Annotated in this window: 15 protein-coding genes and 1 tRNA gene; 8 read left to right on the forward strand and 8 right to left on the reverse strand. The window is 59.2% G+C overall.

The window, feature by feature from the left end:
• The first annotated feature begins 32 nt into the window (after positions 1-32).
• A complete protein-coding gene (locus tag ACR0B8_RS11075) occupies positions 33-1,685 on the forward strand; it encodes a DNA polymerase Y family protein (protein WP_226689064.1) in 1,653 nt (550 codons plus the stop codon).
• Between the two features lie 3 nt (positions 1,686-1,688).
• Here ACR0B8_RS11075 and ACR0B8_RS11080 read toward each other — a convergent pair whose 3' ends face one another.
• Positions 1,689-2,414, reverse strand: coding sequence for an SDR family NAD(P)-dependent oxidoreductase (locus tag ACR0B8_RS11080; protein WP_170396700.1), 726 nt, complete (start codon positions 2,412-2,414; stop codon positions 1,689-1,691).
• Between the two features lie 166 nt (positions 2,415-2,580).
• Between ACR0B8_RS11080 and ACR0B8_RS11085 the strand changes: the two genes are divergently transcribed.
• The 5 genes from ACR0B8_RS11085 to ACR0B8_RS11105 are packed head-to-tail and all read left to right on the forward strand — an operon-like array spanning position 2,581 to position 6,787.
• Positions 2,581-3,915 carry an NAD(P)/FAD-dependent oxidoreductase gene (locus ACR0B8_RS11085; RefSeq protein ID WP_226689063.1) on the forward strand — a complete coding sequence of 445 codons (1,335 nt, stop codon included), beginning with the start codon at positions 2,581-2,583 and terminating at the stop codon, positions 3,913-3,915.
• Complete coding sequence (locus ACR0B8_RS11090; protein WP_226689062.1) at positions 3,866-4,411, forward strand: chalcone isomerase family protein; 546 nt, start codon at positions 3,866-3,868, stop codon at positions 4,409-4,411. Before ACR0B8_RS11085 ends, ACR0B8_RS11090 begins: the two co-directional genes overlap by 50 nt.
• Positions 4,411-5,634 (forward strand): MFS transporter, encoded by a 1,224-nt coding sequence (locus tag ACR0B8_RS11095; protein WP_226689127.1) that lies wholly within the window; start codon positions 4,411-4,413, stop codon positions 5,632-5,634. Before ACR0B8_RS11090 ends, ACR0B8_RS11095 begins: the two co-directional genes overlap by 1 nt.
• On the forward strand, positions 5,631-6,248 hold the full coding sequence (locus tag ACR0B8_RS11100; RefSeq protein ID WP_170396706.1) for a DUF3833 domain-containing protein: 618 nt from the start codon (positions 5,631-5,633) through the stop codon (positions 6,246-6,248). The genes ACR0B8_RS11095 and ACR0B8_RS11100 overlap by 4 nt, the downstream gene beginning before the upstream one ends.
• Positions 6,245-6,787, forward strand: coding sequence for a DUF3833 domain-containing protein (locus ACR0B8_RS11105; RefSeq protein ID WP_226689061.1), 543 nt, complete (start codon positions 6,245-6,247; stop codon positions 6,785-6,787). Before ACR0B8_RS11100 ends, ACR0B8_RS11105 begins: the two co-directional genes overlap by 4 nt.
• A 58-nt stretch (positions 6,788-6,845) precedes the next feature.
• On the opposite strand, the gene ACR0B8_RS11110 is transcribed toward ACR0B8_RS11105, so the two are convergent.
• The 7 genes from ACR0B8_RS11110 to ACR0B8_RS11140 all read right to left on the reverse strand — a co-directional run bounded on the left by ACR0B8_RS11110 (position 6,846) and on the right by ACR0B8_RS11140 (position 11,680).
• Positions 6,846-7,868, reverse strand: coding sequence for a porin (locus ACR0B8_RS11110; protein ID WP_226689060.1), 1,023 nt, complete (start codon positions 7,866-7,868; stop codon positions 6,846-6,848).
• Positions 7,869-8,242: 374 nt separating this feature from the next.
• Positions 8,243-9,388, reverse strand: a complete 1,146-nt coding sequence (locus ACR0B8_RS11115; RefSeq protein ID WP_226689059.1) for a TonB family protein — start codon at positions 9,386-9,388, stop codon at positions 8,243-8,245.
• Positions 9,385-9,762, reverse strand: coding sequence for an ExbD/TolR family protein (locus ACR0B8_RS11120; RefSeq protein WP_170349681.1), 378 nt, complete (start codon positions 9,760-9,762; stop codon positions 9,385-9,387). Before ACR0B8_RS11120 ends, ACR0B8_RS11115 begins: the two co-directional genes overlap by 4 nt.
• Positions 9,759-10,085, reverse strand: coding sequence for a biopolymer transporter ExbD (locus ACR0B8_RS11125; RefSeq protein WP_480658520.1), 327 nt, complete (start codon positions 10,083-10,085; stop codon positions 9,759-9,761). The genes ACR0B8_RS11120 and ACR0B8_RS11125 overlap by 4 nt, the downstream gene beginning before the upstream one ends.
• A gap of 31 nt (positions 10,086-10,116) precedes the next feature.
• Positions 10,117-10,782, reverse strand: coding sequence for a MotA/TolQ/ExbB proton channel family protein (locus tag ACR0B8_RS11130; protein WP_170360915.1), 666 nt, complete (start codon positions 10,780-10,782; stop codon positions 10,117-10,119).
• Complete coding sequence (locus ACR0B8_RS11135) at positions 10,779-11,207, reverse strand: hypothetical protein (RefSeq protein ID WP_170360917.1); 429 nt, start codon at positions 11,205-11,207, stop codon at positions 10,779-10,781. Before ACR0B8_RS11135 ends, ACR0B8_RS11130 begins: the two co-directional genes overlap by 4 nt.
• A 397-nt stretch (positions 11,208-11,604) precedes the next feature.
• A tRNA-Lys gene (locus tag ACR0B8_RS11140) sits at positions 11,605-11,680 on the reverse strand.
• A 211-nt stretch (positions 11,681-11,891) separates the two neighbouring features.
• Here ACR0B8_RS11140 and dapF point away from each other — a divergent pair.
• The gene (gene dapF / locus ACR0B8_RS11145) at positions 11,892-12,734 is read left to right on the forward strand and encodes a diaminopimelate epimerase (protein WP_226689058.1); all 843 of its coding nucleotides are present in this window, start codon (positions 11,892-11,894) and stop codon (positions 12,732-12,734) included.
• Entirely contained in the window at positions 12,731-13,987 is a 1,257-nt protein-coding gene (mtaB, locus tag ACR0B8_RS11150; protein ID WP_170349664.1) for a tRNA (N(6)-L-threonylcarbamoyladenosine(37)-C(2))-methylthiotransferase MtaB, read from the forward strand. The genes dapF and mtaB overlap by 4 nt, the downstream gene beginning before the upstream one ends.

Raw genomic sequence — 13,987 nt, forward strand, 5'->3', positions numbered from 1 at the left:
AGAACAAAATGGGAACATTTTGATGTCTGCCGATGCCCAAACGACGAATACTCTCACTCTGGTTTCCCCGTCTGGGGGCTGAACGGCTGGTCCGCGCTGCGCGGGGCCTGCAGGATGGGCCTTTGGCCGTGGTGGCCGAGCAGGCGAACATGCAGGTTGTCACCTCGCTGAATGCACAGGCTCAGGCCGCCGGGTTGCGCGTGGGTCAGCCGGTGCGCGATGCCCATGCCATGTGCGCCAACCTTGTGATGCGCCCTCGCAATACCCCCGCCGAGACCGCGTTTCTAACCGCTTTGCGCCGCTGGGCAGGCAAATTCAGCCCCTGGGTAGCCGAAGAATCACCGGACGGGCTGATTGTCGACCTGTCGGGCTGCGCCCATCTGTTCGGCGGCGAAGAGGCGTTGCTGAGCGTACTTGAGGTCGACTGCGCCGATATGGGCCTGAGCGTACAGATGGGCATCGCCGACACGCTGGGCGCGGCCTGGGCGTTGGCGCGATACGCCGGGCAAGAGGCCACATCCGACCGCAACGGCGACGCCATCAGCCAAGAGGCCCGTGCCACCCGTGCCCGCGCCACCAAACGGCGGCACTGGACCAAAGGTGGCGCCGCGCCGCAGGTGATGGCCTTGGGTGGTGGCGCGCGGATTGCAGCGCCGGGACAATCCTATGGCGCGCTCAGCCCCCTGCCCATCGCGGCGCTGCGGTTGGAGGATCAGACCGTGGCGCAGTTGAACCGGCTGGGCCTGCGCCGGATCGGCGATCTGTTGGGCCAGCCGCGTGCCAGTTTGGCGCGGCGGTTCGGGCGGGGTCTGGTGCTGCGGTTGGATCAGGCCATGGGCAGCGCGCCCGAACCGGTCTCGCCCGCCCGTCCGCCCCATCGCTTTGCGGTGCGGATGACCCTGCCCAACCCAATCGGTCTGATCGAAGACGTCATGGCCGCCATTGATCGGATACTGCCCACGCTTTGTGCAAAACTGGAGGAGAAAGGCCGCGGCGTTCGCACCCTGCGGCTTGAGGCACATCGCGCCGATCAGGCCGCTGAGATTGTCGAAGTCGGTCTCGCCCGTCCGACCTTTGACAAATATCGTATTCGCCCTTTGTTAGAGATGAAAGTCGACAAGATTGATGCGGGTTATGGCATCGACATGCTGCGGCTTGTGGCAGTCCAGACCGAGCCTATCCACGCCCGCACCATGGCGGGCCATGCCGAGGCCCGCCGCGCCGTGCGGGATCGGCTTGAGGGCAACACGGGCGTCGATGATCTGATCGGCAAGCTGGGCGCACGCGTGGGGCTGGAGGCGATCACGCGGCGGCACCCGGCGGCCTCACATATCCCCGAGAAGACGGCGCAGACGCTGGCCGCAGCCTGGTCGGAACCGGCGCATGACTGGCCTGCCCCTCCGCGTCCCCGCCCCTTGCAGATGTGGCAACCCGAACCGGTGATGGCGCCGGAAACCCCGGACGTGCCCAGCGCCTTTCGCTGGCGTGGGCGCGACTGGCAACTGGCACAAGCCACGGGCCCGGAACGCATTGCGCCGGAATGGTGGCTGGACGATCCCAACTGGCGCAGCGGCGTGCGCGATTACTGGGTGGTGGTGACCGAACAGGGCGAGCGGCTGTGGCTGTTTTATGGCCATGGCGGTACCATGTCGGCAGGATGGTTTTGCCAAGGACAGTTTTGTTAGAGTCTATTTTCCACGATAAACCAGCCAATCAGGCAGATAGTCGATCAGACGCACCAGCCAGGAAAATGGTGCTGGAAAATCCGTACGGAATCGGCGACGTGACATCGCTTTGACCACACGATCTGCCGCCTCCTCGGGCGTCATCAGCATCGGCATCTTGAAAGTGTTCTTCTCGGTCAGGCGGGTCTTGATAAAGCCCGGATTGACGATGCGCACCGTCACCCCTGTGCCCGCCAGGTCGAACCGCATGGTCTCGGCCAACGAAACAAGTGCTGCCTTGCTGGCCGCATACCCCACCGCTGCAGGCAAACCCCGATACCCCGACAAAGACCCAATCAGCGTGATATCCCCGCGCCCCCTGCGTACGAACCTGCGTACAACCTCACCCAGAACCCGCAGGGCACCCGTGTAATTCACATCCGTCATCGCCAGCACGGCCTCGGAATTCCAATCGGCAGAGCGCATCGGTTCATAAGCTCCGGCGTTATAGACCAACCCGTCCACCTCTCCGGCCTCGACCGCGGCACGACGTACAGCGTCCAGATCTGTCACGTCGCACGGAACAGCTTGCGCATTTGGCAGGGCAGAGCAAATCTCGGTCAGACGCTCGGTATTGCGGGCAGACAGGATCAGATGTGCGCCCTGACGGCTCAGCGCCTCGGCCAAAGCCCGGCCCAGCCCTTCGCTGGCGCCAACGATCCAATAGGTTTTTCCTTCAAAGCTGCTCATGCCCTGGCCAATACAGTTGTGTCTATGATTTTACGGCCAGAGCGACGCACTGGATCAAACTCCAGGCGTCACAAAATAGTGCTTTTGCGAAAAACTTCTAATCCGATTGATCCACCCCGGCATTTCCTGCGTATCCTATTGTAAAATGTCGCACAAAGAGGATGGCATGTTCGACGAAACCCGAGGCGTACGCAAGAAAATCGCGGTAGTAGGTGCAGGTATCTCAGGTCTGTCGGCCGCTTACTATTTGTCAAAAAACAACGATGTGACAGTGTTCGAGGCCGAATCCCGGCTGGGCGGCCATGCCCGAACCGTCATGGCAGGCAAAAACGGCGACCAACCTGTCGATACCGGTTTCATCGTCTTCAATTATGCCACCTACCCCTATCTGACGCGCCTGTTCGATGAGCTGAACGTGCCCGTCATCAAATCCGAGATGAGCTTTGGTGCCACCATCGACAACGGCCGCATTGAATACGGTCTGAACAACCTGCGCACCCTGACGGCGCAGAAACGCAACCTCGCACGACCTGCTTATTATAAGATGATCGCGGACATCCTGCGCTTTGGCAAAGAAGCCCCCGAAGCCGCACGTGACGATGACACCACGATCGGAGAGCTGGTCGATCAGCTGCGTCTGGGTCATTGGTTCCGCCACAATTACCTGATGCCGATGTGCGGCGCGATCTGGTCCACTCCGGTGGAGTTTGTGGATCAGTTCCCGGCCCGCTCGCTGGTACAATTCTTCCGCAACCATGCCCTGCTGGCCAGTGGTCGCGCCAATCAGCATCAATGGTACACTGTCAAGGGCGGCAGCATCGAATATGTCCGCCGCATCGATGCCGCGTTACGTGAGCGCGGGTGTGAAATCCGTCTGGCCTGCCCGGTTGAGCATATTCAACGCGGCGATGCCGGTGTGACTGTCCACAGCCAGGGTCAGGTTGATCTGTTCGACGAAATCATATTGGCCACCCATTCCGATCAGTCCCTTGCCATTCTGGGCGAGACCGCAACAGATGCGGAAAGAGCTGCGTTAGGCTCTATTCGCTACCAACCGAACACGGCTATCCTGCACTGTGACCCAAGCCAGATGCCGCGCCGCCGCGCGTGCTGGTCCAGCTGGACCTACCGTTCGCAAGCGGGGAATGTTGGCGTGACTTACTGGATGAACCGACTGCAGAATATTCCAGACAGCGATCCGCTGTTTGTGACGCTGAACGCATCTTCGGAAATTCCCGCGGGTAAAATCTATGACAAGGTCGAGTTTGCCCATCCGGTGTTCGACAAAGCGGCCCTGAAAGCTCAGGGAAAAATCCGCGAGATGCAGGGACAGAACCGAACCTGGTTTGCCGGGGCTTACAACCGGCATGGCTTTCACGAAGACGGGATTGCCAGCGCGATGCATGTTGTTGAGCGCCTTAACGGCACCCCGCACACACTCGGAGCTGACAATGGCATTCCTGCACAAGACCCGGCCATCCCTGCATCGGCTGATCTCTGATACCTGCCGCGCTGCACTGTTTTCTGTGATCGTGCTGGCCCCGGGCGGGTTGGCCGCGTCACCGATCACCCAGACGCTGACTGATGCGCAACTCAGAGGCAGCGCAACCTTCCGGTTTTTGGGCATGCCAATCTACGAAGCCAAGCTGTATACGCCGCAAGGCAGCACGCTCAATTGGACGCAGGACTTTGCATTGCAGCTGACCTATCGCAAATCCCTGAAACAGAAAGCACTGGTTGAATCGACGTTGGATGAGATGGCTCGACAAGGAAACCCTGCCCCGACGCAGGCCCAGTTACAGAAGTGTTTTCAGGCGGTTAGCAAGGGCGACAACTATACTGCAATTTCGGAAGGCCCGAACAAAGTTGGATTTTGGCGAAACGGCCAAAAGACCTGTACCCTGTCCTATCCCGGCGCCAAAAGCGCCTTTATGTCCATTTTTCTGGGCGACAACACCCGATCGGGCAGTTTCACCCGACAATTGAAGGGCGGATGATGCTGTACCCGCGTGTCAGTCTGTATGCGCTGATGCTCGCTGCGGCGGGGATACCGCTATATATCCATCTGCCGCGATTTGCTGCCGTCAATCTTGGTATCGGGTTGGGTGTGATCGGCACCGTTCTGCTGGTGATCCGGTTAATCGATCTGGTGCAGGATCCGCTGATTGGTTGGGCCATAGACCGCTGGCCAAACGCGCAACTGCTGTTTGCTGCGACCGCTGCGATTGGTTTGGCGATCGGGTTTCCAATGCTGTTTGGACTGCCGCCAGGAACAAATATTGCCTTATTAGTCTCTGTTTTAATTCTACTATTCTCAGCCTACAGCTTAGGCACCATCCTGCTTTACGGTCGCAGCGCGACGCTTGCCATACAGCCAGAGCCGAAAGAGTTGATAAGATTGGCCGCATGGCGCGAAGGCGGGCAGTTGACAGGCGTCATCCTTGCAGCCAGCGCCCCAGCCTTCTTCGTAGGATTCGGAGCCAGCGCGCAGGGCTATCCCGCCTTTGGCCTGTTTCTGGGCCTGATCGCGATCTTCACCCTGACCCTGACGATCCCAATCTGGCGCCGACCCCCGATTACTGGCGACGGCCTGTCGTTCAATGGGCTCGCACAAGCTGGTGCGCTGCGCTTGCTGCTGCTGGCGCTGGTCAACAGCCTGCCAGTTGCCATCACTTCGACCCTGTTTTTGTTCTTTGTCGAAGATCGCCTGCAATTGCCGGGAAAAGCCGGACCACTGCTGATCCTGTTCTTCCTCAGCGCCGGGGCCAGCGTTCCGCTTTGGGCAAAGCTGGCTAATCGGATTGGCCCGAAACGAACACTGATCATCGCCATGCCCCTGTCGATCGCGGGATTTGTTGGCGCAGCTTTGTTGTCCGCCGGTAATCTGACCGGGTTCGCCGCAATCTGCCTGGCTTCGGGCGCGGCACTGGGGGCGGATATGGTGGTGCTACCCGCGATGTTCTCAGTCGCGCTGACGCGGGCGGGGCTGAACGCATCCGCCGCATTTGGCATCTGGTCATTCGCTGGCAAGCTGGGCCTCGCGCTCGCTGCCTTTTTCACTCTGCCGCTGCTGGAACGCAGCGGGTTCACCCCAGGACAGGCAAACTCGGCCGAGGCGTTGCGGACGCTCACCCTCGCCTATGCCGTGCTGCCCTGCATCCTGAAACTCGGCGCGTTCGGGCTGCTCCTGACGTTGCCTTCTGAGGTCTCAGCCAAATGACTATCGTAGCTATCCTACTGCTTGCCATCCTTGTTCTGGTCGCAGCTCAGCGCCGGTTCCTAAGCTTTCGCTCGCAATCCCCTGCCGATTACAGCGGCACCGGGCCTGCCTTTAAAATGAAAGGAGTCCTGAACGGCGAAATCCTGTCCGAAGGGCTGATCTATGGCCCCAATGGGAAGATGTCGAACAGCTTTGTCGCCCGTATGGTGGGGAAATGGGATGGCAACACCGGCACGCTGACCGAGTATTTCACCTATTCCAACGGCAAGAAGATGGCCCGCAAATGGCATCTGACGCTGGGCACGGGCAACACGTTTACCGCGACGGCAGATGATATCGTCGGTGAGGGTCACGGCACAATTTCGGGATCGACCGTGAAGCTGACTTATCGGATCATCCTGCCCCAAGACGCGGGCGGGCACACACTGGACGTCACCGATTGGATGTACCTGACCGAGAACGGTGTGATCATGAACCGGTCCGAGATGCGCAAATTCGGCATCAAGGTCGCTGAACTGGTCGCCACCATGCGCCCCGCGCCCGAAGCTAAAGCTGCGCATGTCAGCGGTTCAAATGGCTATGACACCGCGGTAGAAACGAGGACCTTGCAATGACGCCCCGCCGCATCCTGATCGCGGCCCTTGCCATCGCGGGGCTTGCCGCGCTGACCGCCTGTTCCGCCAAGCCGCGCGTACCTAAAAGCTTTCTGTCCGACCGGCAGTTGAACCTTGAGGAGTTTTTTGAAGGCAAAACCGTCGCCTATGGTCAGTTTCAGGATGTTCTGGGCAATGTCCCCCGCCGATTTACGGTGGATATCCAAGGCACTTGGGATGGTGAAACCCTGACCCTGATCGAGGATTTCGTCTATGACGACGGCGCCACCGAACAACGCATCTGGACCCTAATCAAAACCGGTCAGGACACCTGGACCGGAACTGCGCCTGGCGTTCTGGGCGCTGCCAGCGGGGTCGAGCGTGGTGATACCTTCAACTGGACATACAAGATCGATCTGCCGATCAAAGACGGCACCATGCGGGTCAATTTTGACGACTGGATGTGGCTGCTAAGCGATGATCATCTGCTGAACCGCGCCTATGTTTCGCGATATGGCGTGCGGCTGGGCGAGGTCATCCTGTTCTTTGAAAAACAGTAGGCCACCAAAAAGGGCGAACCTAAAGGCCCGCCCTTGAATCTAGGTCAAACAGGTCACTTTAGAAGTTGAACCGGACACCAAAGTCGGCCTGAATCCGGCCGTCGTCGTCACCGTCTTTAACTTCGCCAACGGCACCACGCAGTGTAGCGCCCGCACCCAGATCATAGATGGCGCCCACACCGATGTTGCGCGTGTCATTATCGGCCGATCCGTCACCATAGACCAGCTGCAACGTGGTCGCTGCACCCAGGTTATAGGCGACCGAGAAACCGTAAGCAGTGCCGTTTTCATCATCATCGGCCACATCGTCGTCCGCCAGGAACAGCGTTCCGTAGAAGTCATTGAATTCGGCACCCAAAGTGAAGACGGTCAGGCTTTCCTTTTCGACACCATCACCTTCATCGGTTTCACCATAAACCAGCGAGGCGGTGATGTTGTTGAAAGTATAAGCCGCACTTACGTCCCAGCGGTCACGGTCCGTGGTTGCGCCAGTGCCATTGTTTGCAAAGATGGTGTTCTGGTCGTAGGACGCCGAAACAACAAAATCACCAACGGTGTACTGGAAGAACACGGCATTGTCGCCCGAACCGGTCGATTCATACTCGAGGAACGAGTAGTTCACGCCCGAATACTGACCCAGAAACTCTTCCAGGCCGGGCTCGGTGCCGAAATAGTCATCCAGGTTGTCGAATGAACCGGCCACGTTGCCGGCGTCAACACGTAAGCCACCATAGATAACAGAGAACCGCGCGCCGTTCAGACCGGCGTTGTTGGCTTCACCAGTGTCGGAGTCTTCGTCGGCCTGCAGACGAACACGACCTTCAAACCGAACGCCACCGTCAGTTTCCGTGAAGCCGTCAATATTCAGACGGAAACGTGAGATCAGGATGGCCTCGTCAGAATCTGCCGTGAATTGGTTTACCGTACCATTGGCTGTGGTGGTGGTCAGTGTCGTGTTCTGACGGTCCTCAAGGTAACCAATACCAAAACGGCCATAGCCGCTGAGGTTGATGCCGGATTCGGCCGCTGCGATGCCTGCGGTTGCAATTGTTGCGGTCGACGCAAAAAGAAGTTGTTTCATGATAAGTCCATGAGAGTGAGAGGAGTTTGGCTACAAAGTGTGGCTGAGCGCCTAGTCGAACAAATCGCGGGCATGCTCAACAGGGCCCGCGGACATTCGAACGTCTTGCCCTCGGCTTGCGTTGCAACTTTGCACAGGTGAAATCAGATAAACTAATTTTTATTATTTATTTTTAGATAATTAGCATAGCTTCCAGAAGCCGTTACAAAAAGTTGATCGCAGAAAAAGGCCGCGACCTCTTTAATTTAAAGAGACTGGCCCAATAGCCGTAAATGGTGTTTTCGATACTCATGCCAACGCCTTACGGCCACGCTGATCGGCAAAATCCAACGCTTTCGAATATACCTGCTCAGCCTGCCAAGCTCTTCGGCAGATCAGTTGCCGTAATAGACAAAAGACAGCGACCGGCTGACACCTCCGGGCGGTTTCGGAAAGGGTGAGGCCGCTGCCACCTGTGCCTTGGCTGCCCGTTCAAGATCCGGTGTGCCGTTGGTATCCACCACTTCGACATAATCCAGGGTTCCGTCCGGCTTGATCACGAAAAACACCCTCGCAAAGCCCCGCGCTGCTGTATAGACGATCGGCGCGCGGTTCAGGTGAACCAGAACCTCTCCAGCATAATTCGTCCGGTCAGAATTTCCGGGCCCACGCCCGCCTGAGCGCCTGCCGCTATTGCCCGATGTAAACCTGTCGACACCTCGGCGTGCGTATGTGGTCAGGGGGGATTCAATTTCGCGCGATGGATACCGAAGGTTGCTGAAATCCCGCACGCTACGCAACACGTCCCGCGGTTCAGACTGTGGGCGACGATCCGGCAGTTGTGGGCGGATCGAAGAGGCCACAGCCAGCTCTGATCCTTCGCTGCTTTCCTCTGCCTGCGGTGCGGATTCGGCTTGGGCGGCGGGAATATCGGGCTCGACCGCCTCGCTTTCGGTGGGGATATCCGGCGCAACTGATGGCAATACGTCTTCCGACGGGTCCGGCAGCGCGGCAAGCTGCTCGGCCTCAACCGGTTCAGGTGCCGCGGCCTCAGTAATCGGCTCGGTCACCTCGGGGTTGCTTTCTGGGGCTTCGACAACCTCGGCAGTTTCTACGTCCGGAGTTTCTTCCACCTCGTCACTGGCGCTCTGGTCGCCATCCGTGGTCTCTTGGGGTTCGGGGGCTTCTGACTCGACCGGTTCGGGGGAAACGGGCTGCAACACTTCTGAGGTGCCCGTATCGGGCGCAAAGGTTTGTTGGGGATCGTCCGAGGCCACATGCACTTCGCTGGTTGGAATCTCGGCAGGTTCGGGCGGGTCTTCGACCGGAGGTTCAGGCGTTTCCTCCGGTTCGGGTTCAACAGGTTCAGCGACGGCTTCAACCAGATCTTCGAAACTGTTGCCCAGTTCAACCCTGTCGGGTGTATCAGTGTCACCTGATTGTCCGGTCAGTCTGGGTGCGGTCAGGCTTAGCCCCGTCAGATGCAGCAGCAGCGACAGAAGCGCGGCCAGAACCGCAATGACCACCGACCCCCGGATCATTCCAGCGCCTTTTCGGTCACGACAAACACGGATACGGCGCCCAGTCGCCGCAGTTCAGCCGTCACTTCCATCAGCCGAGCGCCCGGCGCCTCGCGATCCGGGACGATACGTACCGGTCCGGGGTCGCGCCCTGTCATATAGGTTTCGGGGTCCATCGGCGCGCCGCGAAAGCTGAGCGTTCCGTCCCGGTGCAACACCAGCGCATCGGGCGGTTCGCGGCCTTCCAACTCGGACGTGTCGACCAGATTCAGATCAGGGTCCAGCGGCGTGGCCACCGTTCCCGCGATCAGAAAGAAGATCAGCATCAGGAACACGACATTGATCAGCGCAATGGTCGAGTCGCGTTTGCGGCGGGGGCGGCCAGGACGGATCATTCCAGCACCAGAACGCTGAGGCCCTCGCGCCCGCGCAGCAAAACCAGCAGGTCCACCAGCCGCTGCGCCGTCGTGTCAGGGTCCAAACTGACCAGCACCTGCGCGGTCGTCACCTGTGTGGTCAGGTCCGCAAGCGTGACCGGAGTACCGTTCAGAACCAGCCTTTCTTCTCCCAGCTGCACAAAGGCGCGATCTTGAGGTGTGTCCGCGGTCGGGTTGCCCGCTGTGGCAGCGCTCAGCTCGATCTCGCCATATTTGGAAAAGGTCGAGGTCAGCATGAAAAACAGCAGCAACAGAAAGATCACATCGATGAGCGGTGTCATCGCCAGTGGTCGCCTGACAAAGGGTGCGAGGTTACGCATGTCCGGGCGTGGCCGCCATGCTCTGTGCGTCCTCGGCCAGCGGGATGGCCTGCCCCGGTACCAGTACGGTGCGCAGCGCCTTATCGGCGAACACCCGTTCCCGTGCGGTGCGGCTTTCGAACCACGACAGCACCATCGAGGTCGGCATCGCCACCGCCAGGCCCACCGCAGTGGTCACCAGCGCCACCCAGATACCACCCGCCAACAGCGACGGATCAACCGAGGACCCGGCGGTTTGCAGACTGCGGAACGCTTCGATCATGCCCAGAACCGTACCAAACAGACCCAACAGCGGCGCCAGCTGCGCCACCGTGTCCAGAAGACGGAAACCACGTTCAAGCCCGGCCAGCGCCAGCCCCGCCTCGGCATCCAACCGTTGATCCAGACCGGGTGCGTCCGGCGCATCCATCGCCACGCCGACCAGCGGCGCAAGATAGCTGTTGCTTTTGGCCAGTCGCGCGCGGGCGGCTTGCTTGTCACCGGCATCCCAAGCGTCCAGCGCCTGCGACAGCACCCGGTGCCGACCAACGCCCGAGGCGGCGAATTGCCAAAGCTTGTAAAGCGTCACCGCCAGCGTCACCACGGACATGGCGATCAGGACGGCCACAACCGGCCCGCCCAGGGCCAGAATTTCGCGCAGGGCGTCAAGAATACTCATCCCAAAAGCTCCACTTCAGTACGGCTGCGCAAGGTTGGTGTCTTGTCGCAGATTTCGCTGTCAGCACCGTCGACGGTACAGCCGCTTAGCCCATTGATCAGAACCCGCCCAAGATTTTCACAGGTGATGTCGCGTACATCAAACTGACGCACGCGGGGGCGTTCCGCTGGCAGGTCCCGAAATCCAAAAAGGGTAAAGCGTTCGAACACACCAGCGGCATCGAAAATCACCACCTGATAATTGGCAGTGTCTATCGCCGTTGCAGTTTCGTTTTCGACCAGAAAGGTCAAACGGCAGGCGCCTTCGACATCTTCAGTCGCGTTCAGCTCGACCACCAACCCCGGCGCATCCTTCGCAGTTTGGGCCTGAGCCGCAAAGGGCAGCGTGCTAACGATGGCAGCAAGGGCCAAAGGGCGAAACTTCATGAATACGCTCCCAATTGTTTCACGCAGGCAGAGGTTCTGACAGCGCTATGTCCGTCTTATCCAAGACCGCTGGGGCGCGAAAGGGTTGCGGACATCTTTGTGATAAAGTGCGAGATTTGACTCGTTCAAACCTATTGCCGAGTCAAGGGCAACAGCGTGCTGCTCTAGTTGATGTCACTGGGGCAGTTGCGGGCAGTCCTATGTGTCATCGCGCAGTCCACTCACTGGCACGAACAGACTTACATGTCGGACCTGCGCCCACTTCAGGTCTGATCGGCTTAAATTTCTCGTTCGCAAGCACGCTCACACGTGAATAGCTATCGGGGAAGGGGTGCAAACAAACCTCGTGGTAACGTCAGCTTCTGCTCCACGACAAATCTTGCTTTTATTGAAAAAGTGGTGAGCCGTGCAGGATTCGAACCTGCGACCCACTGATTAAAAGTCAGTTGCTCTACCAACTGAGCTAACGGCCCACTCTTTTGTTGGATCTGTTCGATCCGTGGCGCTCTCTAAGGTATTTTCCCGACTGGGTTCAAGCCCTTATTTTGCACCTCGTTTCACCGTCACTTAACTTGTTTCCGGCGTCCCGATAGGCGGCCTAATTAGGGAGGTGACGCGGGGGGGTCAACCCCTTTTTTCAGGAATCTGCATCGCAGGGTGGATTCCTTTCAAACGCGTGGTTATATGCCGGCCATGCAACGAATGATGACCTCTGGTTTGCCCTTCATGAAGATGCACGGGCTTGGCAATGACTTTGTCATTGTAGATGCGCGCGCGCAAAGTGTTGAGATTTCGCCTGCGCTTGCTAGGGGAATCGGGCACCGACAGTTCGGCGTGGGTTTCGACCAGCTGGCCGTGATAGAAAACGGTAACGCAGATGCGCATCTGGTGTTTTATAACGCCGACGGGTCGACCTCAGCGGCATGCGGGAACGCAACGCGCTGTATCGCCCGTTTCCTGATGGAAGAAAGCGGCAAATCGGAACTGACGCTGACCACCGAACGCGGCACGCTTTTTGCCTGCGATGCCGGGGACGGCATGACCTCGGTGAACATGGGGCAACCGCAGCTGAACTGGCACGAGATTCCGTTGGCCGAAGAGGTTGATACACTGGAATTGCCGATCGAGGGTACTCCGACCGCGACCGGTATGGGCAATCCCCATTGCACGTTCTTTGTCGAAAACGCCGAGGCGATTCCCCTGGAAGAATTTGGCGCGCGGTACGAGTATCACCCGCTGTACCCTGAGCGCACCAATGTGCAGGTGGCGCAAGTCATCGGACCGGACCACATCCGCATGCGTGTTTGGGAGCGGGGCGTGGGAATCACGTTGGCTTCTGGCTCGTCCTCCTGCGCGACGGCTGTGGCTGCTGCCCGTCTTGGCTTGACCGGGCGCAAGGTGCAGATTGATCTGGACGGTGGCACCATTTGGGTCGACTGGCGCGAAGATGGCGTCTGGATGACCGGCCCCACCTGTCATGTCTTTTCGGGCACTCTGACATCGGAATTCCTGGGGTCACTGGGATGAGCGCCCCCAAATTCACCACGCTAGGCTGTCGCCTGAACGCCTATGAGACTGAGGCGATGAAAGAACTGTCGCAGCAGGCCGGTCTGACCGACGCGGTGGTGGTGAATACCTGCGCTGTGACGGCTGAGGCCGTACGCAAGGCCCGGCAAGAGATTCGCAAACTGCGGCGGGAGAACCCCGACGCACGGCTGATCGTGACTGGATGTGCTGCGCAGACCGAACCCGAGACCTTTTCCCGGATGGAGGAGGTCGATGCGGTGATTGGCAACACCGAAAAGATGCAGCCCGACACCTGGAAAGGCATGGCCGCGGATTTCATCGGTGAGACTGAGGCTGTGCAGGTCGATGACATCATGTCGGTGACTGAGACGGCGGGACATCTGATTGATGGGTTCGGCACCCGCTCGCGCGCTTATGTGCAGGTCCAGAATGGCTGTGACCATCGCTGCACCTTCTGCATCATTCCTTATGGCCGCGGCAACTCGCGCAGCGTCCCTGCGGGCGTGGTGGTGGATCAGATCAAGCGGCTGGTGGACCGGGGCTATAACGAGGTTGTACTGACCGGCGTTGACCTGACCTCTTGGGGCGCTGACCTGCCCGCAGAGCCCAAGCTGGGCGATTTGGTCATGCGCATCCTGAAACTGGTGCCTGACCTGCCGCGGCTGAGGATCAGTTCCATCGACTCGATCGAAGTGGACGAGAACCTGATGCAGGCCATCGCAACCGAACCACGCCTGATGCCGCATCTGCACCTGTCGCTACAGCACGGGGATGACCTGATCCTGAAACGGATGAAGCGCCGCCATTTGCGTGACGATGCCATCCGCTTTACTGAAGAGGCCCGCAAGCTGCGGCCTGAGATGACCTTTGGTGCCGACATCATCGCTGGCTTCCCGACTGAGACCGAGGCGCATTTCGAGAATTCTCTGAAACTGGTCACTGACTGTGATCTGACTTGGCTGCACGTCTTTCCCTATTCCAAGCGCGACGGCACCCCAGCGGCTCGGATACCGCAGCAGATCAACGGCAACATCATCAAGGACCGTGCCGCCCGGCTGCGCGCGGCGGGTGAAGCACAGGTCGCAAAGCACCTGAACGAACAGATCGGCAAGACCCATCACATCCTGATGGAAAACCCGCATATGGGCCGCACCGAGCAGTTCACCGAGGTCGCGTTCAACACCCCGCATACCGAAGGACAGATCGTGACGGCCAAAGTGCTAGGGCGCTCAGACACACAGCTGACTGCCTGA

The sequence above is a fragment of the Ruegeria sp. BH6 genome, from assembly GCF_056538105.1.

Bases quoted from the DNA above. Each gene is read 5' to 3' on its own strand.
- mtaB (WP_170349664.1), top strand. From the start codon at position 12,731: ATGAGCGCCCCCAAATTCACCACGCTAGGCTGTCGCCTGAACGCCTAT.
- ACR0B8_RS11120 (WP_170349681.1), bottom strand. From the start codon at position 9,762: ATGATCCGTCCTGGCCGCCCCCGCCGCAAACGCGACTCGACCATTGCG.
- ACR0B8_RS11075 (WP_226689064.1), top strand. From the start codon at position 33: ATGCCCAAACGACGAATACTCTCACTCTGGTTTCCCCGTCTGGGGGCT.
- ACR0B8_RS11105 (WP_226689061.1), top strand. From the start codon at position 6,245: ATGACGCCCCGCCGCATCCTGATCGCGGCCCTTGCCATCGCGGGGCTT.
- ACR0B8_RS11135 (WP_170360917.1), bottom strand. From the start codon at position 11,207: ATGAAGTTTCGCCCTTTGGCCCTTGCTGCCATCGTTAGCACGCTGCCC.
- ACR0B8_RS11130 (WP_170360915.1), bottom strand. From the start codon at position 10,782: ATGAGTATTCTTGACGCCCTGCGCGAAATTCTGGCCCTGGGCGGGCCG.
- ACR0B8_RS11080 (WP_170396700.1), bottom strand. From the start codon at position 2,414: ATGAGCAGCTTTGAAGGAAAAACCTATTGGATCGTTGGCGCCAGCGAA.
- ACR0B8_RS11110 (WP_226689060.1), bottom strand. From the start codon at position 7,868: ATGAAACAACTTCTTTTTGCGTCGACCGCAACAATTGCAACCGCAGGC.
- ACR0B8_RS11090 (WP_226689062.1), top strand. From the start codon at position 3,866: ATGGCATTCCTGCACAAGACCCGGCCATCCCTGCATCGGCTGATCTCT.
- ACR0B8_RS11125 (WP_480658520.1), bottom strand. From the start codon at position 10,085: ATGACACCGCTCATCGATGTGATCTTTCTGTTGCTGCTGTTTTTCATG.
- ACR0B8_RS11100 (WP_170396706.1), top strand. From the start codon at position 5,631: ATGACTATCGTAGCTATCCTACTGCTTGCCATCCTTGTTCTGGTCGCA.
- ACR0B8_RS11115 (WP_226689059.1), bottom strand. From the start codon at position 9,388: ATGATCCGGGGGTCGGTGGTCATTGCGGTTCTGGCCGCGCTTCTGTCG.
- ACR0B8_RS11095 (WP_226689127.1), top strand. From the start codon at position 4,411: ATGCTGTACCCGCGTGTCAGTCTGTATGCGCTGATGCTCGCTGCGGCG.
- ACR0B8_RS11085 (WP_226689063.1), top strand. From the start codon at position 2,581: ATGTTCGACGAAACCCGAGGCGTACGCAAGAAAATCGCGGTAGTAGGT.
- dapF (WP_226689058.1), top strand. From the start codon at position 11,892: ATGCCGGCCATGCAACGAATGATGACCTCTGGTTTGCCCTTCATGAAG.